This window comes from Aeromonas sp. Y293-4 (assembly GCF_027705905.1).
GTDB lineage: Bacteria > Pseudomonadota > Gammaproteobacteria > Enterobacterales > Aeromonadaceae > Aeromonas > Aeromonas veronii.
This window is the reverse complement of the sequence record NZ_JAPDCI010000020.1, coordinates 14,354-35,720: the sequence shown is the minus strand read 5'-3', so window position 1 is coordinate 35,720 and position 21,367 is coordinate 14,354. Positions and strand designations below refer to the sequence as shown.

Genomic DNA, 21,367 nt, shown 5'->3' with positions numbered 1-21,367 from the left:
TTTTCCTTACGACTCGCCCAGATAGGCCTTGATCACTGCCGGATTATTGCGGATCTCATCCGGCTTGCCATGGGCCAGCGGGGTGCCTTGGCTGACCACGAAGATACGGTTGGAGATGCCCATCACCAGCTTCATATCGTGTTCGATCAGCAGCACCGAGACCCCGAATTCGTCCCGCAGGCTCATGATGAGCTCGTCCAGCTCGTCGGTCTCCTTCGGGTTGAGGCCGGCAGCCGGTTCGTCCAGCATCAGCAGCTCGGGACGGGTCGCCATGCAGCGGGCGATCTCGAGGCGGCGCTGCTGACCGTAGGCCAGATTACCGGCGGCGCGGTTGGCAAGATCCTTGAGGCCCACTTTATCCAGCCAGAAGGCGGCCCGCTCCAGCCCCTCCTGCTCCGCCCGGCGGAAGGCCGGGGTCTTGAACAGACCGGCGATAAAGCTGGTGTTGAGGTGCTGGTGCTGGGCAACTAGCAGGTTCTCCACCGCGGTCATCTCCTTGAACAGCCGCACGTGCTGGAAGGTACGCACAATCCCCTTGCGGGCGATGAGGTGGCCGGGCAGCCCCTGGATCTCTTCACCCTTGTAACGGATGGTGCCGCCGCTCGGGCTGTAGAAGCCGGTCAGGCAGTTGAAGATGGTGGTCTTGCCCGCGCCGTTGGGGCCGATGATGGAGATCACCTCGCCCTTGTCGATATCCAGTTTTACCCCGTTGACGGCCAGCAGGCCCCCGAAGCGCATCGACAAATCAGAGACTTCCATTAACTTCTGATGTGTACTCATTTCTTCAACTCCAGATGCGGACGGGTCATCGGCAGCAATCCCTGTGGCCGCCAGATCATCATGAACACCATCAAGAGGCCGAACATCAGCATGCGGTACTCGTTGAATTCGCGGGCCAGCTCCGGCAGCACCGTCATCACGATAGCGGCCAGCACCACCCCGATCTGGGAGCCCATACCACCCAGCACCACAATCGCCAGCACAATGGCCGACTCGATAAAGACGAAGGATTCCGGGCTGATAAAGCCCTGCCGCGAGGCAAAGAAGCTGCCTGCGAAACCGGCAAAGGTGGCGCCTATGGTGAAGGCGGTCAGCTTGATGATGGTGGGGTTGAGCCCCAGCGATTTGCAGGCGATCTCGTCTTCCCGCAGCGCTTCCCAGGCGCGGCCAAGGGGCATGCGCAGCAGGCGGTTGATGACGAACAGGGTCACCACCACCAGCACCAGCGCCATCAGGTAGAGGAAGATCACCTTGTGGTTGGCGTTGTAGGTAATGCCGAAGAAGTTGTGGAAGGTATCAAAGCCCCCATCCTTGACGGTGCGGTTGAACTCCAGCCCCCCCAGCGTCGGCTTGGGAATGCCGGAGATCCCGTTCGGGCCGCCGGTCAGGGTGGTCATGTTGTTGAGCAGGATGCGGATGATCTCGCCAAAACCCAGGGTGACGATGGCCAGATAGTCCCCCCGCAGCCGCAGCACCGGGAAACCGAGCAGGAAGCCGAAGGTAGCGGCCATCAGCCCGGCGATGGGCAGGCACTCCCAGAAGCTCAGCCCGAAGTAGGTGTTGAGCAGGGCATAGCTGTAGGCGCCGACCGCGTAGAAGCCGACATAGCCGAGATCGAGCAGACCGGCTAGGCCGACCACCACGTTCAGCCCCAGCCCCAGCATGATGTAAATCAGGGTGAGGGTGGCGAGATCGATAGCACCGCGAGAAGCCATAAAGGGCCAGCTCACCGCGAACAGCAGCACCAGCACGGCGGTGAGGTTATAGAGCTTGGGCGCCTCTTCCGGGCTCGGTAGCACCAGCTTGGTGAAGCCAACCGAGAAGCCGCTGATGGAGGCCTGAAACAGCTTGGCAATCTGGCCGCGCAGCATCTGGAACCAGAACACCAGGGTGGCGCCCCCCAGCAGCCAGGCCAGCGACACATCGAGGCGGCTCACTACCTGCAGACTGGAGCCATCGGTCTCCAGCTTGAAGCCGAGCAGCCAGAAGGAGAGCACCAGCAACACCAGGCTGGCGATACAGGCGTGGATAAATTGATGTTTCATCACACTTTCTCCACTTCCGGACGACCCAGGATGCCAGTCGGCATAAAGAGCAGCACAAAAATGAGCAGGGCAAACGCCATCACATCCTTGTACTCGGTGCTGAGATAACCGGCGGTGAGGGCTTCAACCACGCCGAGCAGCAGGCCGCCCAGTACGGCGCCCGGAATGCTGCCGATACCGCCCAGCACTGCGGCAGTGAAGGCCTTCAGACCGGCCATAAAGCCGAGGTAGGGGTTGATGACGCCGTAATACATGCCGAGCAGCACCCCGGCGACGGCGGCCAGCGCGGCCCCCAGTACGAAGGTGATGGAGATGACTACGTGGGTGTCGATCCCCAGCAGGTTGGCCATCTTGATATCTTCCGAACAGGCGCGGCAGGCGCGGCCCATGCGGGAGCGGCCGATGAACTGGGTCAGCGCCAGCATGGTGATGAAAGTCACCACGAAGATGATCAACTGCATATAGGAGAGGCTGGCCTGAAAACCATCCTCACCCCCCAGGGTCCAGCCACCTGAGATCAGGCTGGGCATGGCGATATCCCGCGAGCCCTGTGCCATCCGCATCATGTTCTGCAGGAAGATCGACATGCCGATGGCGGAGATAAGGGGGATCAGCCGGTTGCCACCGCGCAGTGGCCGGTAGGCGACCCGCTCGATGCTCCAGCCATAGGTGCCGGTGATGATGATACTGACCAGGAAGGCGCCCCCCAGCAGTAGAAAGGTGCTGTCGATGCCCATCATCATGAGCCCCGCCATCACCATAAAAGCGACATAGGAGCCGATCATGTAAACCTCGCCGTGGGCGAAGTTGATCATGCCGATGATGCCATAGACCATGGTGTAGCCAATGGCGATCAACGCATAGGTGCTGCCTATGGTTAATCCGTTCAGCAGTTGCTGAACGAGATAAAGGAGGTGTTCGGACATACTGCGTTCCCTGTACTTGCCCGCAAAGAGAGGAGGGGGTGAGCGTACTCACCCCCGATCGGCAGATTATTTGACTTGGCTGGAAGTACCGTCAGCGTGCCACTGGAATACACCGAATTCGAAGCCTTTCAGGTCACCGTTAGGTGCCCAGGTCAGGGGGCCCATCACGGTATCGATCGGTGCGGCCTTGATGGCGGCGGCAACGGCGGCCGGGTCATCTTCACCCGCCTTGGCGATACCGGCAGCCAGGCTCTGCACCGCGGCATAGGTGGTCCAGACGAACGGGCCGGAGGAGTCCTGACCCTTGGCCTTGAACGCAGCGACCAGCGGGGCGTTGGCAGGCACCAGATCGTATTTGTTCGGCAGGGTCACCAGCAGGCCTTCGGAAGCCGGGCCGCCGATGGCGGAGATATCCTTGTTACCCACCCCTTCCGGGCCCATGAACTTGGCTTTCAGCCCCTTCTCGCCAGCCTGACGCAGGATCAGGCCCAGCTCAGGGTGATAGCCGCCGTAGTAGACGAAATCGACGTTCTCTTTCTGTAGCTTGGCGATCAGGGCAGAGAAGTCCTTGTCACCGGCGGTGATCCCTTCATAGGCCACCACCTTCACGCCAGCCTTGTCGAGTGCGGCTTTGACGCTGGAGGCGATACCTTCACCGTACTGCTTCTTGTCGTGGATAACGGCCACGCGCTGGGGTTTGACCTGCTCGATGATGTACTTGGCGGCAGTCGGGCCCTGATCGCTATCCAGGCCGATGGTACGCAGGGTCAGCTGGTAACCGCGCTCGGTGATCTTGGGGTTGGTGGAGGCGGGGGTAACCATCAGGATCCCCTCATCTTCATAGATGTCGGAGGCGGGCAGGGTGTTGTCGGAGCAGAGGTGACCGACCACGAACTTGACGCCGTCGTTCACCACCTTGTTGGCAACGGCCACCGCCTGTTTGGGATCGCAGGCATCGTCATAGACGACTGCTTCGATCTGCTTGCCATTGATGCCGCCAGCCTTGTTGATCTGCTCTACCGCCATCTTGCCGCCGGTGAACTGCATGTCCCCGTACTGGGCAACCGGGCCGGTAACCGGGCCTGCGATACCTATCTTGATGGTGTCTGCCGCGTGGGCGATGGAGATCGATCCAAACAGAGCCAAAGAAACCGCTGCGCCAACTGTGATTTTGCTCAACTTATGCATTGATTCGTCCCTTAATCAGTGGATTGTTTCATTTCCGTGTGCCATTCCGGATCTACATCCCGTGCATCCGGCTATAGGTATGGTTCTATCATTCCTCACGGGGCAATAACAAGCTGTTAAAGATACTAACCAGAGGGGGTTGGATGGACGGATTTTGAAATAAATGACCTGTTATTTTCTGCTAATCAGAGCTTAATTTTGATTTGTTGACTTAACATCTTGGTAACGAGAGGTGATTCTGACAAACGCCAGAGGATTAATCTGGCGATATTTTACTCTGACAGCGCTCCCATTTTGACCAGAATCCATTTGCGCAAACAGAAATGAGCGCCTAAATTAGCCGGCATTGACAATTCCGTGGCAGAGCTCGTTAAAACCAAGCCTTTATTCGGGAAATCTGCTAATGTTCCGCCTTTGACAGTCAGGAGACAGAGATGGCCACTATCAAGGATGTCGCCTCGCGCGCAGGCGTATCCATCTCCACCGTCTCACATGTGCTCAACCACACTCGGCGGGTCAGCGAAGACGCGACCCAGAAAGTGATTGAGGCGGTGGCAGAACTCAACTACGCGCCCAACTCGGTAGCGCGCAGTCTTAAAATAAATTCGACCAAGACCATTGGCATGCTGGTTACCACCAGCGTAAACCCCTTCTTCGCAGAAGTGGTGCAAGGGGTTGAAGCGTACTGCTTCGAACAGGGCTACAGCCTGATCCTCTGCAACACCGAAAACCAGCCGCCTCGCCAACAGCATTACCTGAGAATGCTGATGGAAAAACGGGTGGATGGACTGCTGGTATTGGGTACCGATATCGACACCCCGTTGCGTGACATGCTGCGCATCCACAAGAACGTGCCGCAGGTGGTACTGGATTGGGGCACGGAGTGCGATTTCGCCAACGTCATCAACGACAACGCCCGCATCGGCGCCCGCATGGCCGTTCGCCATCTGCTGGAGCTGGGGCACCGCGACATCGTCTGCATCACTGGCCAGCTCTCCAAGCCGACCACCCAGCAGCGACTGGACGGGGTACGTGATGCGCTGGGCGAGCACGGTCTGACCCTCAAAGATGAGCAGGTCTTTGAAGGGGATTACGAGAGCCAGAGCGGCTTCGATGCCATGCAGCGCATCCTGGCCCTGCAGCCTCGTCCGACCGCGGTCTTTGCCTTCGACGATCCCATGGCGATCGGCGCGATTTGCGCTGCCTGGGAAGCCGGAGTCAAGGTGCCGGACGATATCTCCATCATCGGCTACGACGATGTGGAGATGGCGCGCTTCTCCAGTCCGCCGCTGACCACCATCCGTCACCCGAAGGCCGAACTGGGCCAGTTGGCGGTGAAGCATCTGGTCAGCCGGATCCGCAACAAGGAGCTGGAAGTGGAATCGATGACGGTACAGCCCGAGCTGATCGTCCGTCGCTCGGTCAAACCGTTGCGTTAATCCGCGCCCGTTGCCAACACGAAAAACCCCCTCTGTCACGAGGGGGTTTTTGTTTATGGGCGGTTTATTTCAGTTCCGGCCAGTAGGCTTTGTTGGCCTCTATCAAGTCATCGAGAATGGACTTGGCCACCGATGCACTGGGCACTGTCTTGGAGAGGGTGATGGCTTGCCACAGTTTCTGGTAAGAGTGCTCAACCCAGGCTTCGACCACCAGTTTCTCGACCGCGACCTGCTGGCCCATCATGCCCTGCTGGAACAGCGGGATGCTGCCCACCTGCAGCGGCTCAGGTCCGCTGCTGCCGACCAGGCAGGGGATCTCGACCATGGCTTCCGGGTCAAAGTTGGGGATGGCGCCGCGATTGGGAACGATCAGCAACATCCGCTCTTGGGTGTTGAAGGCGATAGCGGTTGCCAGGTCAACGATATAGGAGGCGTGTTCATCGATCTCCAGCTCGCCCGCTGCTGAATTGCCTGCCTTGACGATGTCGGTACAGGCGGTGAAGACCTGCTTCTCGCGGTGCTCCATCACCTCGTTGGCGCGGGTGTGTTCCGGGTTGGAGTGGGCCACCACATAGTCCGGGTAGAGGTAGTACTTCAGATAGGTGTTGGGCAGGGTATCCGGGTCGAGCGCCCATACATCCTTTGCCTTGGCGAAGGTATCGTTCCAGCTTGCTTCGGCATGGCTGGCGCTATTGGGCACATAGCCGTGGCGGGCGACGTGCTCTTTGATCTTCGGCATCAGGTCGTTGCCTTCCAGATCCTCGATGCGGGTCCACCAGCCAAAGTGGTTGAGGCCGTAATAGCGTACCCGCATCTCTTTGCGGGATTTGAGACCGGCAATCTGGGCCATGCGCCCCTCGATCCCGATCGGCATGTCGCAGATGTTGAGGATTTTGGCGTTGGGACGCAGGCGACGGGTCGCTTCGGCCACAATGGCGGCCGGGTTGGAGTAGTTGAGCATCCAGGCATTGGGTGAGTACTGCTCCATATAGTCGACCAGCTCCAGCACTCCGCCGATGGAGCGCATGCCGTAGGCGATACCGCCCGGGCCGCAGGTCTCCTGACCGACCACGCCATGACGCAGCGGGATCTTCTCGTCCAGCTCGCGCATCGGATATTTGCCAACCCGGATATGGGCCATGACGAAATCTACATCGCTAAACGCTGCTTTGGGGTCGGTGCCATAGCTGAAGGCGATCTCGGGAGCCTTCTCTTTCAGCAAGATTTTGCAGGCTTCGGCGATGATCTCCTGACGGGCACCATCGTTGTCGTAGAATTTGATCTCCTTGAGCGGGAAGCGATGTTGATTTTCCAGCAACATCAGAACGATACCAGGAGTAAAAGTGCTGCCACCACCGGCAATGACTACAGAGAATTTTTTCATGATCATGACTCCATTACTAAAGACGATTGTTGATGACTGTTGTTCATAATCGATTCCATATTTTCACGTACCTGAGGTACATGCAGACCGATAATTACCTGGATACTATCGCCATGGCGGACGACACCATGGGCCCCTAATTTAATAAACGCCTCATCTGCAGCGGCTAGCTTGCTGTTAACCAGCGATATTCTTAAGCGCGTGGCACAATTATTCAGACTGCGTATATTTCTAACTCCACCAAGCGCTTCGATAATTTGTGTTGCACTATCACTGCCACGCTGATTTTTGGCTGCCTGATAATCTGACTTGGAATAAAGCTTTATTTCACTGTCTTCCCGGCCCGGTGTTTTAAGATTGAGCCTGATAATCAGCGCGCGGAATATCAGGAACCAGATGCCGGTAAAGACCAACCCGATAGCGATCTGGGTGAACATCATTCCCGCATGGTTGTGGAACATGGGTATCCAGTTCTGCGGCAGGAACTGGTCGAGCAGACCTCCACCCATGTTGCCGACCACACCAAACAGGTACATCACAGTCGACATGGTGGCTGCCAGCAGGGCGTGGATGGCAAACAGCAGAGGCGAGATGAAGAGGAAGGTGAACTCCAGCGGCTCGGTGATACCGACCAGAATGGCGGTCAGGGTGGCTGGGATCAGCAGGCCTGCCACCTTGGCCTTGTTCTCTTTGGCTGCCGTGGCATAGATGGCCAGAGCAATCCCCATGGCACCGAAAATCTTCGAGTTGCCGTGCAGGGCAAAGCCACCCTGAGGGAACTGTTCAATCAGCGGGCGAGTGCTCTGGCTGAACTCCAGCATGTGCTGTGCCCAATAGAGCTGAATGCCCCCCTCTACTGCCGCTGGACCGAAGATGAAGGGGCCGTAGATAAAGTGATGCAGGCCGGTCGGGATCAAAATCCGCTCGAGGAAGGTGTATACCCACACCCCGACCGGACCCGAGACCAGCATGAAATTCTGCAGGGAGGCGATGCCCATCTGTACTTTTGGCCAGCCAAGCAGGGTCAGCCAGGCGCAGGGGATCATCACGAAGAAGGCGACAATGGTGACAAAGGAGCTGCCCTGAAAGATGCCGAGAAAGACCGGCAGTTGGCGATCAAACAGGCGGTTGTGCAGTGCCGTCACGATGCCGGAGATGACGATGGCCCCTATGATGCTGGTATCCAGGGTTTTGATCCCCGCCACCATGGCGAGGCCACTTTCCCCCCCCACATCCTGACTGAAGTCGACCCCGAAATAACTGCCCCAGGTCATTCCCATGGCGTTGATAAAATAGTTCCAAGTCATGAAACTGACCAATACAGCCAGACAGGCTCTGGCTTGAGCCTTATTTGCCAGACCGATTGGCAGGCCAATGGCAAATATCAGCGGCATATTCCTGAATACTGTCCAGCCACCCTCTTCAATAATATGGATGATCTGGAAGAATAATCCTTGTGGGTTTGCCAGTGATTCACCGACAAACATCGGGTTTTTCAGCATAATTGCAATGCCTACTACCATACCTGCAAAAGGAAAAAGCAGTACAGGAGTGAACATTGCTCCGCCAAAACGTTGAATTTGACTGAGCATATATTGTCCCTTGGTTGAAATAGCTAATCGAATCCTTGCCGGTGTTGCCAGATGCAAATTAGCAACGATAAAAAGAGACCTCATGAAATATCTTGGAATAATGTGATCTGACGCATGCAGTTATTTAGACAAAGATGTCTAACTTTTGCGATATTGTTGTACCTCTTGGTTTTGTGATGTTCTTGCAGCTTTAGTTGAAAGTTAAGTTATTGTTTTTAAGCAATTTAGCCACTTCATTGAGAATGAGATGGTTGGCGTTGTGACCACAGGAGATGTCTAGCAGTGATCTATAAATCGGTGGCTGATCGACTCAGGATCAGGGTAAACGGTGCCGAGTGCCGGGTGGGAGATGTGTTGCCGGGCGAAAAAGCGCTGGCAGAACAGTATGGTGTCTCCCGCATGACCATTCGCAAAGCGGTAGACATGTTGATCGAGTGGGGATTGGTCGAGCGGCGCCACGGCAGCGGCACCTATGTGACGAAAAAGGATGTCCAGCATGAGACCAAAGGGCTGAGCGGGTTTACCGAACTGATGCGCGAGCAGGGGCGCACGTTGACCAGCCAGGTGTTGGAATTTCGCACCATGCCTGCGCCACCGGCCATCGCCAGTCAGCTGAGGGTGAAGGTGAATGAACCCGTCTATTACTCCAGCCGGATCCGCTCGGTGGATGGTCGGGCTCTGCTGCTGGAAGAGAGCTATATGCCGGTCAGACTGTTTCGCAATCTGTCGGTCGCCCATCTGGAAGGGTCCAAATTCGACTACATCGAACGGGAGTGCGGCATCGCGATTGCGGGTAACTATGAGTGCTTCAGTGCCGTGCTGGCGGATCGGGTTACTGCCGAGCTGCTCCATATCGAGCAGGGGGCCCCTATCCTGCGGCTCACCTCGCTCTCATACAGCGAGAGCGGAGAGTTCCTCAACTACTCCATCATGTTCCGCAATGGTAACGACTACCATGTCGACTACCACCTGCACCGTTTTCGTTAATCCGCTCGCCAGCCTGCGGGTTGGTTATTGTCTGGATGCAGGGCCTTTCACGAAGCAGGGAATGGCCCTCTATCTGGTGGATATTCCCCTCGTTTGAGCTGCCTCGCATTTTGCCTGTTAATCGTTTGATCAATATCAACAAAGGGTTAAGTTCTGATGGACTCCCGACTTAACCGTTCCATCCTGTAGGTTGGGTATGACTGTCAAGGATGGTGTCTTATGTTCCCCCCTCGCAAGCTGGGTCACCAGATCACGCTGCTGGCAATCGGCGGCATCGTATTGCTCGCCGTGGTGCTGCTTACCTTTAATCTGTTTGAAAATCGCCAGCGGGCGCTCGCGGCCGAGCAGGCTGCACTGCGGAGCCAGCTCCAGAACGTGGAAGCTGTGATCAAAAATACCAGCCATGAAACCGTGCTGGCGGCGACCCTGATCGCCCAGCGGCCGGATGCAGCCAAGGCGGTGGCCGACAAGGATTGGCAGACCCTCGCCAATCTGTTTGATCCGCTCTGGCCCGCTATCAAGGCGCAGGGGATCCAGCAGTTTCACTTTCACATTCCCCCGGCTACTTCCCTTTATCGGGTACACAAGCCCGCAAATCATGGCGACGACCTCTCTACTACACGGTTGGCAGTGGTCGAGGTGAACCGCAATCATCAACCGGTCGGCGGGTTGGAGACCGGTCAGGGGGGCACCGGGATCCGCGGCGTAGTGCCGGTCACTTTCAATGGTCAGTCGGTCGGCTCGGTGGAGTTTGGCCGCGCCCTCGACACCTCGCTGTTTGCCGATCTGCTGGGCAAGGACAGTCGCTTTGCCATCTATCTGTTTGAACAGGGTAAGCCCGTTATGCTGACTGGTACCTCCATGCTTGGTGAGTCGGTGGACTGGTATCAGGAGGTATTGGCGGGAGAGAGCCGCTTCACCACCATCAAGCAGCAGGGGAGCGATTTTCTGGTGATGGCGGCACCGTTGCGCGACTTCTCCGGCAAGGCGGTCGGGGTGATCGAGTTGGCGCGTGATCACAGTGAGGTTGCAGCCGCGCTGGTACGCCAGAGCTGGCAGATGGTAATGATCGCGCTACTTGGCACCGCTCTGATTGCGGTGGCGCTGGTGCTGCTGCTGGCGCGTCTTAGCCGTCCGCTGCTCGACAGCGTCAAGGCGCTGGAGGCGCTGGCCAATGGCTCCGGCGATCTCGGCAGCAAGCTGCCGGTGGCAGGGCCGGAGGAGATCCGCCGGCTCGGGTCGGCATTCAATGCCTTTGTTGCCAAGATCCGCGACACCATCAGCCAGCTCACCGCCACTCTGGGCGAACTGGCTGGCGAGAGCGAGCGGTTGTCGCGCAGTGCGGCCGGCAATCTTGGCAGCATGACGCGCCAGCAGGAGCAGACCACCCAGCTCGCCACCGCCATGACCGAGATGACCAGCACGGTACACGAGGTGGCCAACAACACGGCACAGGCGGCCGAAGCGGCCAACGAAGCGGACAATCAGGCGGTCACCGGCGATGAGGTGGTGCAGCAGAGCGTCAACATGATCGAACAGCTGGCGGAGGAGATCGCCAGCGCGGGCAACACGGTGAAAGAGGTTGCCAAGGCCAGCGAGCAGATTGGCTCGGTGCTGGCGGTGATCCAGTCCATCGCCGAGCAGACCAACCTGCTGGCCCTCAACGCTGCCATCGAGGCGGCCCGGGCCGGTGAACAGGGTCGTGGTTTTGCGGTGGTGGCCGACGAGGTGCGCTCGCTGGCCGGGCGCACCCAGCACTCCACCGCCGAGATCCGCGGCACCATCGAGCAGTTGCAACGGGCGGTGGGCACCACGGTGACCATGATCGAACACAGCGTCTCGCGGGCCGGGGAGTCGGTGGAGCGGGCCAATCAGGCGGGAGAAGCCCTCGGCCGGATCAAGGGGGCGGTCAACAGCATTCGCGACATGAACACCCAGATCGCCGCGGCCTCGGAGGAGCAATCCTCGGTGAGCGACGAGATCACCCGCAATATCGTCAGCGTCCACGAGATCTCCCAGGCCACCACGCTGGTGGCGCGGGATACCGCCCATATCGCCAGCCATGTGGCGACCCTGGTGGACAAGCTGGGGGATCTGGCCGGACAGTTTCAGGATGGTTCCAACGTGCGGATGGTGCTGAGTCGCGCCCGCGCCGCTCACATGGGCTGGAAGACCCGGGTGCGTGCCTATCTGGATGGGCAGGAGGGGCTGTCGCGCAGCGAGGCGGTCAGCGACAAGGAGTGCCGCCTTGGTCACTGGTACTTCAGTGAAGGGCAGGCATGCTGCGGCGATCAACCCGCCTTCAGGGCGATGGCCGCCCCCCACGCCAGACTGCATCAGGTGATCCAGCAGATTATCGAGCTGAAAAATCAGCACAAGCATGAAGAGGCGGAGGCGCTCTACCGCGAAATCGAGCAGAACTCAGAGCAGGTAGTGGGCTGCATCGATCAGTTGCTGCAGGAGATGACCAAGCCGGAGCGTTAATGACGAGCGGGCCTGATAGCCAAAGGGCTGACAGCGATGTCAGCCCTTTTTCATGGTGCGGGTCTGGGGCGAGGTTACTGCTCCGGACTCTCATCCTGATAACGGGCGGCGGTGATGAACTGGCCGAAGGTTTCACACCAGACGATCACGCTGCTGTAGCGGGCCGGATCGATCGTGGCGGGCAGCGGCACGATAAAGTTGTCGAAGGTCTTCACCGGCCCGACTCGCACCATCTGATCCTTGAGACGAGCGAAATCGGCTTCGGTCTCGACAAACTCGGGGGAGAGGTAGAGCTGGTAGTCCGGCCCGGGGGCCAGCTTGCCCATCAGGCTGACGGCATCCGGCCCTATGCTCACCTTGCCTTCCCCCCAGTGCAGCCGATCGCTGTCTTTCAGATCCCGGCGAAAGGTGCCGTGGAATCTCGCTTGCTGCTGGCTGGCCGCTACCTGCTCGGTATCAGGGGCGGTTGGCGCGATCAGGATCGGCAGGGTGTAGACACCGGCGGCAAAGCCTGCCGCCGCGACCAGCAGATGGGTGCCCAGCAGCAGGGCCATGGTTTTGCGCTTCATGATATCTCGGTCGTTGATGAACAGGTGCCAGCATCATAGCAGTGGCGCAGGCGAAACTGCTTGTCATCCAGCGCAATGGAGCCGGATGTTTGCGCAGCCCTGGCCGACATGGCTTAGAGGATGGCGAAATCTACTTCCGGCAGTTTTTCAAAGCCGGGGCGGGCGAACAGGTAGCCCTGCATCAGGTTGATGCCTATCTCCCGCAGGCAGGCCATCTCTTCGCGGGTCTCGATCCCCTCCGCCAGCGGGATGATCTGCAACTCGGCAAACAGCGCCAGACAGTGGCGCACTATGGCTTGTCGGGTCGGGTCCTGGTCGATGCCGCGCAGCAGGTGCATATCGAGTTTGACGATGTTGGGATGAAAATCGGCCAGCAGGTTGAGGCCCGAGTAACCGGCGCCAAAGTCATCGATCGCCGTCTTGAAGCCGAGCGCCTGATAGTGATCGACGATGCCGCGAAGATGCTGGCTATCCTGCACCTGCTCCACCTCGGTCAGCTCGAACATGATCTGCTCAATGGGGAAGTGGTGCTCGCGGGCCGCCTGCAGGGTGGTGCGGATGCAGCGCTCCGGGCGATAGACCGCATTGGGCAGAAAGTTGATGCTCAGCATCCCCTTCATCCCGAGCCGGGCGGCCAACGCGATGGCCTTGATGCGGCACAGCTGATCGAAACGGTAGCGGTTGTCGTCGTTGACCCGGGCAATCACGCTCTGCGCCGGTTCGTTGTTGATCCCCCGCACCAGCGCCTCGTAGCCGAATATGGTGCGCTGGCTGCAATCAACGATGGGCTGAAAGGCCATGGTGAAGTCGAAGTCGAGATCTGCTTTCTCCTGACACAGCTGGCAGATGGCGGGGGACGGGGCGGCAGGTATATCCATGACGTTCCTCTTGGGCGTGGCGGCGCTGGGCACTGTCTCAAATGATAACAGCTGATCACCCCCCTGTAGGTTCGATTAGCGAAGCGTAATCGGACGATCGAGAGGCTTTGATTACGGTTGTTGCCGTGAAACAGGATCGGCCAGCCGGAGGGGAAAATTCGGCTGGCTGCATTTTTCGTTGGATACGGACCGTATCTGACCCAACGTGGGGAGACCGGAGGGAAAGGATGACTTCGTTCAACCTTTCAGTCTTTGGGTTTATATGTCTTGACCCTGCTTGCGATACGTTCCCAAACCAAGCCCGTTGTGAAGTTGGTTTGTTCTATATTAAGAACGTATCTTCCTTTAAATCTATATTTTGTCTTGCCAAAACTATCTTTTACTTTCGCAAATACAATTCTGGTGTGGATCCCATCGTCAATTGTTTTTAATATGTGAGATTTAGCTTTTTCATTATCGACATTCTTCTCGTAAATAGTGGTTTCATCATCAGATATATTATTTTCCCAATCTCCGTTTGGAAATAGCTTGGGAAACCAAATGATAGTATTTTCTTCTATCCCGTGAGAGGCTCCTCCTCGTTGCCATCCTGCATAGTTATGACCGAAGCAGTTTACTGCACTCACTATTTTATCGAAGGCCACATCATCACTTAAGTCAATATAACCGCGTTCTATATATGTCTTGGATGATTGTTCCATTTTCATATCCCATTTAATAAAGTTGGATTTCTGCTGTTTCATTTTCCTGATTAGAAGAACAGCTTGATCTATGTCCTCGTGGAGTTTGTCAATTCCTCTTGAGGTGTCAATTCTTATAATCTGATGTCCAGTGGCATTGATAATGTCATTTTCTCTTAGCCGATCCTGTTCAACTTGCGTCAAATGGTGAGGCTCATCGACTTCAATATGTAGTGATAATTGAGGGAAGTATAGGTCTGTCAACGCTCTACCATATGGCCTTGCTACATATTGTTGAGTGATGATTTTGATTTCCAAATCATTCAGCAAATGCCAAATTCGAGTTATGACATAATTCTCGAATCGTTTTCCTCTCGTTCGTTCCAGTTGCCAGGAGATAAAATTCAGTTTTTCCATGCTGCAGCCTAATTGCATTTAATGTAATTAATATATATATCTATAGATTATGGTTCAACTGGATAATAGGGTGAGCCAAGTAATATGGGATGTTTTAGCTTAAAAAGAAAGCGATTTGCAACAGTTGTAAATATATCTATCAACAAAAACTCAACCTGCATACCAGCAGGTTGAGAGTGATGTTCGATAAATGTTGAGTTTCGTGACGCTCGGTGCCCATTTGCATACTCAGCATCTCACCGTCTGATGCAGGTTTGATGAGCGAAGCCCAATCGGACACACGAGACACAGTTGTTCCAGCGGCCAGTCAGAGGTGGGATAGGGCTTGCCGTTATCATGGAAGAGTCGATTTACGCGAATGTTCGATTACGCCTGGTGGCGAATCAAACCTGCGGGTTTACGTACCGGCATTTACCCGGCTTCTTGCAAGATTGGTGGCAATGGCAGGTGAGGATGACTCCGCTCGTTTGCCAGAGATCGGGCGATGCTCCGCTGGCACCCGTTATCGTCGCTGGTGGCCGCCATATCCGCCAAGGTAGTCGGTATAAACGGAATTTATGGGTTTTCGGATAATGACCCAATTTTTACTTATGCATGTTTGCAGTGTGCCCTGATGCCGCTGATTGGCCCGTTCACCGCCCGCAAAGGGTAATGGCCGATCTTGATCAACCGGCATAGAGCGCCAGCCAATGCCCTGTAGGTTCGATTAGCGCAGCGTAATCGGACGCACGAGAGGCTTTGATTGCGGTTGTTGCCGTGAAACAGGGGCGGCCAGCCTGAGGGGAAATTCGACTGGCTGTGATGGCGGGAGAATCCATTTACGCGAACGTCCGATTACGCCTGACGGCTAATCGAACCTACGAGCTGGAATGGGCCGCTGATTATTTGGCCAACAACGCTTGCCGAGCCCAGAAGAGAAAATCGGACAGGACCTTGGAAGGCGTTTTAAAGGGACTCAACGCTTAAGGTCCTGTACATGAATGCAGCCTATAAGCTATTTATGGCTTTCAATGTGGAGATATACCATGCAGGTCATTTTTAATATCTACCCAAGCTTTTTCCAAAGTATTACACACTAATATTTGGAGGTTGTTTATCTCATTGGTAAAAGCACTTGTATCTGTACTTTGAGAAAGGTCTAGTACTCGTACAATGGAACGTTCAATTTCCTTGTTGTTATCTTTCTTCCTATCTAGCAGAAATTCCATTCTAACTTGATAGCGTGTTAGCTCACTGATTTTTTCAGGGGTTAATAGTTGATTGTTATGTGTTTTATCATAGTGTACACGCATGGCACAGGAAAAAAAATCTGTCGCTGCGCTACGTAGTTCTTCTTGCCATTTTTGTCTGAACGTCGCAATGTTTGATCTTATTTGGCTGCGCTGATTTATGTAGCTAATACGAGCGACAATAATAGATGTGAGAATGCTTCCTAGGCCGACTATGAGCGTTGCAATAAATATTGGCCAATCAGTACTTGTCTCCAAAGATACTCTCAATGGCTGACTGTTATTTTCTACAACATTTATAATTGCTTCTGTCGTATTTTGTTGCTTTTCATGCTTTAATTCTAAAGCACCATTCTTTGTTAAAGAAATAGTGAGTTTTTCTTGGTTGTTTTCATTCATTTTTATATATCACCGTTTAAAAAACGGCGCCTTTACGGCGCCGTTTTTAATATCACTGATTCAACCAAAATCACTGCAGCAGGGAGATATCCGCGACTTGCAGGAACAGGTTGCGCAGGTTGTTCAGCAGTGCCAGACGATTGGCCTTGAGGGCCTCGTCGTCGGCCATCACCATTACTTCATTGAAGAAGGTGTCGACCGGCTCGCGCAGGGCGGCCAGACGGGTGAGGGCAGCCTGATAGTCACCGGCGGCGAACAGCGGGGCCAGTTCGGCTTGCAGTTCGGCAACCTGGGTGGCCAGCGCCTTCTCGGCGGCATCGACCAGCAGTTCCGGTTTGACGGCAGTCGGCAGCTCGCCTTCGACCTTGGCCAGAATGTTGCTCACGCGCTTGTTGGCGGCAGCCAGTGCCAGTGCGGCATCCAGCGTGCGGAAGTGGCTGACGGCCTTGACGCGACGATCGAAGTCGAGCGGACGGGTCGGGCGGCGGGCCAGTACGGCCAGCACCACGTCGGCACCGATGCCTTCGTCCTGATAGGCGGCGCGGAAGCGGCCCAGCATAAAGTCGACCACGTCGGTGACGACGGTTTTGTTGGTCAGCTTGTCGCCGTAGACGCGTACCGCTTCTTCAACCAGTTCAACCAGATCCAAGTCCAGCTGCTTCTCGGTCATGATGCGCAGGGCACCGATGGCGGCGCGACGCAGGGCGAACGGGTCTTTATCACCCTTCGGCAGCATGCCGATGCCGAAGATACCGGCCAGGGTGTCGAACTTGTCGGCCAGCGCGACGGCGCAGGCAACCAGACCAGACGGCAGGGCATCGCCGGCAAAGCGCGGCATGTACTGCTCGTTGAGGGCCACGGCCACGGCTTCGTCTTCGCCATCGTGACGGGCGTAGTGCATCCCCATGACACCCTGGGTGTCGGTGAACTCGCCGACCATGTTGGTCATCAGATCACACTTGGAGAGCAGACCGGCACGCTTGGCCTGAGTGACATCGGCGCCGATACGCTCGGCGATAAAGCCGGCGACGGTCTCGATACGCTCGACCTTGGCCTTGACGGTGCCCAGCTGTTGCTGGAACAGCACGGTTTCAAGGCGCGGCAGGCGGGAGGCCAGAGTCTGCTTGAGGTCGGTCTTGAAGAAGAACTCGGCGTCAGAGAGACGGGGGCGAACCACCTTCTCGTTGCCGCTGATGATCTGGCTCGGGTCTTTGGACTCGATGTTGGTGACGAAGATGAACTTCGGCAGCAGCTTGCCGTTCTTGTCGTAGACCGGGAAGTACTTCTGGTCACCTTTCATGGTGTGAACCAGCGCTTCAGCCGGAACGGCCAGGAACTTCTCTTCGAAGTTGGCGGTCAGCACCACCGGCCACTCGACCAGTGCGGTCACTTCTTCCAGCAGGGCGTCGTCCAGATCGGCCACGCCACCGAAGGCGGCAGCAGCCGCTTCGACGTCAGCCTTGATCTTGGCCTTGCGCGCCATGAAGTCGGCAATCACCATGCCGCGCTCCTGCAGGATTTGCGGGTACTGGCTGGCGTTGTCGATGGTGAATTCGCTCTCGCCCATAAAGCGGTGGCCGCGAATGGTGCGGGCAGAGTCGATACCCAGAATGTGGGCGGGAACCAGCTCGCCATCCAGCAGCAGGGTCACGGTGAACACCGGACGTACGAACTGGATGGTCTTGTCGCCCCAGCGCATCATCTTGGGGATCGGCAGCTTGGCCAGTGCAGAGGCAACCAGTTCACCCAGCAGATCGACGGCCGGACGGCCTTCGACCTTGGCGGTGTGAACCAGCCACTCGCCCTTGTCGGTGACCAGACGCTCGGCCTGCTCAACTGTGATGCCGTTGCCACGGGCCCAGCCTTCAGCAGCCTTGGTCGGCTTGCCTTCGGCATCGAACGCCTGCGCTACGGCCGGGCCGCGCTTCTCGACGCTCTTGCTCGGCTGTTCGCCGGCCAGCTCGCTTACCTTCAGCGCCAGACGGCGCGGTGAGGCAAACCACTCGACGTCGCCGAAGGCCAGATCGGCCTTGGTCAGTTCGGCTTTGAAGTTGTCGGCAAAGGCTTCGGCCAGGGAGCGCAGGGCTTTGGGCGGCAGCTCAGCAGTACCGATCTCTACCAGAAATGTATGTTGTGCCATGTCCGTTCCTTAACCTTGCTTGTTCTCACTGCGCTGACACATCGGGAAGCCCAGCGCTTCGCGGGAGGCGTAGTATGCCTCTGCCACGGCCTTGGTCAGGGTGCGAATGCGCAGGATGTAGCGCTGACGCTCGGTGACCGAGATGGCCTTGCGGGCATCCAGCAGGTTGAAGGAGTGAGCGGCCTTGAGGATGCGCTCGTAGGCAGGCAGCGGCAGCGGTTTTTCCAGTGCCAGCAGATTCTGGGCTTCCTTCTCGTACTGCTCGAAGCAGTGGAACAGGAACTCCACATCGGCGTGTTCGAAGTTGTAGGTGGATTGCTCCACTTCGTTCTGGTGGAACACGTCGCCGTAGGTGGTCTTGCCCAGCGGGCCGTCAGACCAGACCAGATCGTAGACGCTGTCCACGCCCTGGATGTACATGGCCAGACGCTCGAGACCGTAGGTGATCTCGCCGGTGACCGGCTTGCACTCGAGGCCGCCAACCTGCTGGAAGTAGGTGAACTGGGTCACTTCCATGCCGTTCAGCCACACTTCCCAACCCAGACCCCAGGCACCCAGAGTCGGGTTTTCCCAGTTGTCTTCCACGAAGCGGATATCGTGGATTTCAGGATCCATGCCCAGCTCTTTCAGGGAGCCCAGATAGAGTTCCTGAATGTTGTCGGGGGAAGGCTTGATGATCACCTGGAACTGGTAGTAGTGCTGCAGGCGGTTCGGGTTTTCACCGTAGCGGCCGTCAGTCGGACGGCGGGACGGTTGCACGTAAGCGCAGGCGATGGGCTCCGGGCCCAGGGCACGCAGACAGGTCATGGGGTGGGAAGTACCGGCACCCACTTCCATATCCAGCGGCTGAATGATGGTACAGCCCTGGCGGGACCAATAGTCCTGCAGCTGCAGGATCAGGCCCTGAAAGGTTTTGACATCGAATTTTTGCATAATTTTTTTCGCGCGAAGTGAAAATCAGAGCAAGATTTGCTGAATGTGAACCGAGGGAGTATACCGTCTGGCATGGTCGGATAATAGGCGAAATTGCAGCGGATTCGCGGGATGGTGCTGCGCCCTGGCTGGTCGGGCGGGATGTCCGGTATATGATGTGAGCAGTGCCGCCTGCAGAGTGGGCAGGGTCGGGCAAACCGCTGAAATGACGAGGGAGAGGAAATGGAACTGCGCTGCGCCTGGGTGACCAAAGACCCGGAATACATTGAATACCATGACAAACAGTGGGGCAGGCCGGTCTATGACGCCCGCGAGCTGTTTGCCAAGCTCTGCCTCGACGGCCAGCAGGCGGGGCTGTCGTGGATCACCATCCTCAAGCGTACCGAGAGCTATTACCGCGCCTATGCGGACTTTGATCCGGTGCAGATTGCCCGCTTCGACGAGCAGGATGTGGAGCGGTTGATGCAGGACAGCGGCATTATCCGCAACCGGCTCAAGGTGCAGTCGATCATCAGAAATGCCCGCGCCTATCTGGCGTTGCAGGAGCAGGGGATCGACTTTGCCGACTACCTGTGGGGCTTTGTTGGCGGCGCCCCCATCGTCAACCAGCGGCAGGGCAACGGCGATATTCCGGCGACCTCACCGGAGTCGGATGCCATGTCGAAGGCGCTCAAAAAGCTTGGCTTCAACTTCGTCGGCAGCACCATCTGTTACGCCTTTATGCAGGCGGTGGGGATGGTGAACGATCATCTGGTCAGCTGTCCTTGCCACGCCGAGTGTCAATTACCGCACTGACAGCCCGCCGACTGCCCAAAAAAACACCACTCTCGCCATCTGTTCAGGCTTGCGTCAGACAATGGCGTGCCAGCGCGTTACAATCCGGCCCCCGGCATGGTGCCGGATTGTTTTCACAGAGGTTTTTTCATGCGAGCCAAGATCCTGGTGCCTGCTCTGGCACTGACCGTTGCCCTGAGCGGCTGTACCACCAACCCCTACACAGGTGAATCCCAGACCTCCAAAGGTGCCTGGGGCGCGCTGGCTGGCGCCGCTGCCGGTGCGGCCGTAGGTGCGCTCTCCTCCAGCAAGGGTGACCGCAAGAAGGGCATCCTGACCGGTGTTGCTGCCGGCGCGGCGCTGGGTGGCGGTATCGGCTACTACATGGACGTGCAGGAAGCCAAGCTGCGCGAGAAGCTGCAGGGCACCGGCGTCAGCGTGACCCGCAATGGCAATGAGCTGATCCTCAACATGCCGAACAACGTCACCTTCGACAGCTCCAGCTCCCAGCTGAAAGCGGCCGGTGCCAACACCCTCTCCGGCGTGGCCATGGTGGTTGCCGAGTTCGACAAGACCCGCCTGAACGTGGTCGGTCACACCGACAGTACTGGTTCCCGCGACCTGAACATGAAGCTTTCCCGCGATCGTGCCGATGCCGTTGCCGCCCAGCTGATTGGTCAGGGCGTAGCAGGCAGCCGCATCTCGACCACCGGCGTGGGCCCGGATCAGCCGGTTGCTACCAACAGCACCGCCGCTGGCAAAGCCCAGAACCGCCGCGTGACCATTACCCTGACCCCGACCGCCTAAGTCGTTCAGGTTTCGGTAACGAAAAGGCCCCGCCAGTGATGGCGGGGCCTTTCTATTGGCGCCGTTGCGAGCAATGGCGCCTTGTTGCTTGCTCCCTTCTCCCCTCGTGGGAGAAGGGGCGGGGATGAGGGGGATAAGCGCCTCTTAGACTGCCGCAGTCAGCTGCACTTCCACCTTGTAGCCTTCGTGGGCCAGACGGGCTTGTACGCAGGCGCGCACGGGTGCGGTGCCAGCCGGAATCCAGGCATCCCACTGCTCGTTGAAGGCAGCGATGTCACCAATGTCTTTGAGATAGATATTGGCCATCAGGATCTTGTCGACGCCGGAGCCGTTGGCTTCCAGCAGGCGCTGCAGGCTCGCCAGCACTTCGCGGGTCTGCTGGTGGATGTCGGCCTCTTCGCTGACGGGCACTTCCACCACGTAGAGGGTGCCATTGTGGATGACCACGTCTGACCAACGCTGGGTGGTGCCGATTCGGGTAATGGTTGTCATGGAG

At 57.2% G+C, this 21,367-nt stretch carries 18 protein-coding genes; 5 read left to right on the top strand and 13 right to left on the bottom strand.

Translation table 11 applies throughout. The annotated features are described in order from the left end of the window. Positions 1 to 6 precede the first annotated feature (6 nt). The 4 genes from livG to OKC31_RS18570 form a co-directional block, all read right to left on the bottom strand. Entirely contained in the window at positions 7 to 780 is a 774-nt protein-coding gene (gene livG / locus OKC31_RS18585; protein ID WP_005357323.1) for a high-affinity branched-chain amino acid ABC transporter ATP-binding protein LivG, read from the bottom strand. Next, positions 777 to 2,045 (bottom strand): high-affinity branched-chain amino acid ABC transporter permease LivM, encoded by a 1,269-nt coding sequence (locus tag OKC31_RS18580; protein WP_005355922.1) that lies wholly within the window; start codon positions 2,043 to 2,045, stop codon positions 777 to 779. Before OKC31_RS18580 ends, livG begins: the two co-directional genes overlap by 4 nt. Next, positions 2,045 to 2,971, bottom strand: coding sequence for a high-affinity branched-chain amino acid ABC transporter permease LivH (gene livH, locus OKC31_RS18575; RefSeq protein WP_005339439.1), 927 nt, complete (start codon positions 2,969 to 2,971; stop codon positions 2,045 to 2,047). Before livH ends, OKC31_RS18580 begins: the two co-directional genes overlap by 1 nt. Before the next feature lie 66 nt (positions 2,972 to 3,037). Beyond that, the gene (locus OKC31_RS18570) at positions 3,038 to 4,159 is read right to left on the bottom strand and encodes a branched-chain amino acid ABC transporter substrate-binding protein (protein WP_270657381.1); all 1,122 of its coding nucleotides are present in this window, start codon (positions 4,157 to 4,159) and stop codon (positions 3,038 to 3,040) included. Between the two features lie 434 nt (positions 4,160 to 4,593). On the opposite strand from OKC31_RS18570, the gene OKC31_RS18565 reads away from it, so the two are divergent. Next, positions 4,594 to 5,598 carry a substrate-binding domain-containing protein gene (locus OKC31_RS18565; RefSeq protein ID WP_005355925.1) on the top strand — a complete coding sequence of 335 codons (1,005 nt, stop codon included), beginning with the start codon at positions 4,594 to 4,596 and terminating at the stop codon, positions 5,596 to 5,598. Between the two features lie 64 nt (positions 5,599 to 5,662). On the opposite strand, the gene OKC31_RS18560 is transcribed toward OKC31_RS18565, so the two are convergent. Continuing rightward, positions 5,663 to 6,988 (bottom strand): 6-phospho-alpha-glucosidase, encoded by a 1,326-nt coding sequence (locus OKC31_RS18560; RefSeq protein ID WP_206692012.1) that lies wholly within the window; start codon positions 6,986 to 6,988, stop codon positions 5,663 to 5,665. Then, positions 6,985 to 8,574, bottom strand: a complete 1,590-nt coding sequence (locus tag OKC31_RS18555) for an alpha-glucoside-specific PTS transporter subunit IIBC (protein ID WP_236368295.1) — start codon at positions 8,572 to 8,574, stop codon at positions 6,985 to 6,987. The genes OKC31_RS18560 and OKC31_RS18555 overlap by 4 nt, the downstream gene beginning before the upstream one ends. Before the next feature lie 282 nt (positions 8,575 to 8,856). On the opposite strand from OKC31_RS18555, the gene OKC31_RS18550 reads away from it, so the two are divergent. Beyond that, a complete protein-coding gene (locus tag OKC31_RS18550) occupies positions 8,857 to 9,561 on the top strand; it encodes a GntR family transcriptional regulator (protein ID WP_005357335.1) in 705 nt (234 codons plus the stop codon). A gap of 219 nt (positions 9,562 to 9,780) precedes the next feature. Then, a complete protein-coding gene (locus tag OKC31_RS18545) occupies positions 9,781 to 12,045 on the top strand; it encodes a methyl-accepting chemotaxis protein (protein WP_236368288.1) in 2,265 nt (754 codons plus the stop codon). 74 nt (positions 12,046 to 12,119) lie between these two features. Here the strand turns inward: OKC31_RS18545 and OKC31_RS18540 are convergent, their stop codons facing one another. The 6 genes from OKC31_RS18540 to glyQ all read right to left on the bottom strand — a co-directional run bounded on the left by OKC31_RS18540 (position 12,120) and on the right by glyQ (position 19,290). Beyond that, complete coding sequence (locus tag OKC31_RS18540; protein ID WP_236368289.1) at positions 12,120 to 12,614, bottom strand: DM13 domain-containing protein; 495 nt, start codon at positions 12,612 to 12,614, stop codon at positions 12,120 to 12,122. A gap of 113 nt (positions 12,615 to 12,727) precedes the next feature. Beyond that, complete coding sequence (locus OKC31_RS18535; RefSeq protein WP_270657380.1) at positions 12,728 to 13,492, bottom strand: EAL domain-containing protein; 765 nt, start codon at positions 13,490 to 13,492, stop codon at positions 12,728 to 12,730. A gap of 245 nt (positions 13,493 to 13,737) precedes the next feature. Beyond that, a complete protein-coding gene (locus OKC31_RS18530; RefSeq protein WP_247823741.1) occupies positions 13,738 to 14,589 on the bottom strand; it encodes an AbaSI family restriction endonuclease in 852 nt (283 codons plus the stop codon). A 1,007-nt stretch (positions 14,590 to 15,596) separates the two neighbouring features. Continuing rightward, entirely contained in the window at positions 15,597 to 16,217 is a 621-nt protein-coding gene (locus tag OKC31_RS18525; protein WP_247823742.1) for a hypothetical protein, read from the bottom strand. A 70-nt stretch (positions 16,218 to 16,287) separates the two neighbouring features. Next, entirely contained in the window at positions 16,288 to 18,357 is a 2,070-nt protein-coding gene (gene glyS, locus OKC31_RS18520; RefSeq protein WP_181270036.1) for a glycine--tRNA ligase subunit beta, read from the bottom strand. A 9-nt stretch (positions 18,358 to 18,366) separates the two neighbouring features. Beyond that, positions 18,367 to 19,290 (bottom strand): glycine--tRNA ligase subunit alpha, encoded by a 924-nt coding sequence (gene glyQ / locus OKC31_RS18515; RefSeq protein ID WP_005339464.1) that lies wholly within the window; start codon positions 19,288 to 19,290, stop codon positions 18,367 to 18,369. A gap of 222 nt (positions 19,291 to 19,512) precedes the next feature. On the opposite strand from glyQ, the gene OKC31_RS18510 reads away from it, so the two are divergent. Then, positions 19,513 to 20,085, top strand: a complete 573-nt coding sequence (locus OKC31_RS18510) for a DNA-3-methyladenine glycosylase I (protein ID WP_157161659.1) — start codon at positions 19,513 to 19,515, stop codon at positions 20,083 to 20,085. Between the two features lie 129 nt (positions 20,086 to 20,214). Continuing rightward, a complete protein-coding gene (locus tag OKC31_RS18505; RefSeq protein WP_005339468.1) occupies positions 20,215 to 20,871 on the top strand; it encodes an OmpA family lipoprotein in 657 nt (218 codons plus the stop codon). A gap of 144 nt (positions 20,872 to 21,015) precedes the next feature. On the opposite strand, the gene OKC31_RS18500 is transcribed toward OKC31_RS18505, so the two are convergent. Beyond that, positions 21,016 to 21,363: a RidA family protein gene (locus tag OKC31_RS18500; RefSeq protein ID WP_021229265.1), complete on the bottom strand. Its 348-nt coding sequence runs from the start codon at positions 21,361 to 21,363 to the stop codon at positions 21,016 to 21,018. Positions 21,364 to 21,367 lie beyond the last annotated feature (4 nt).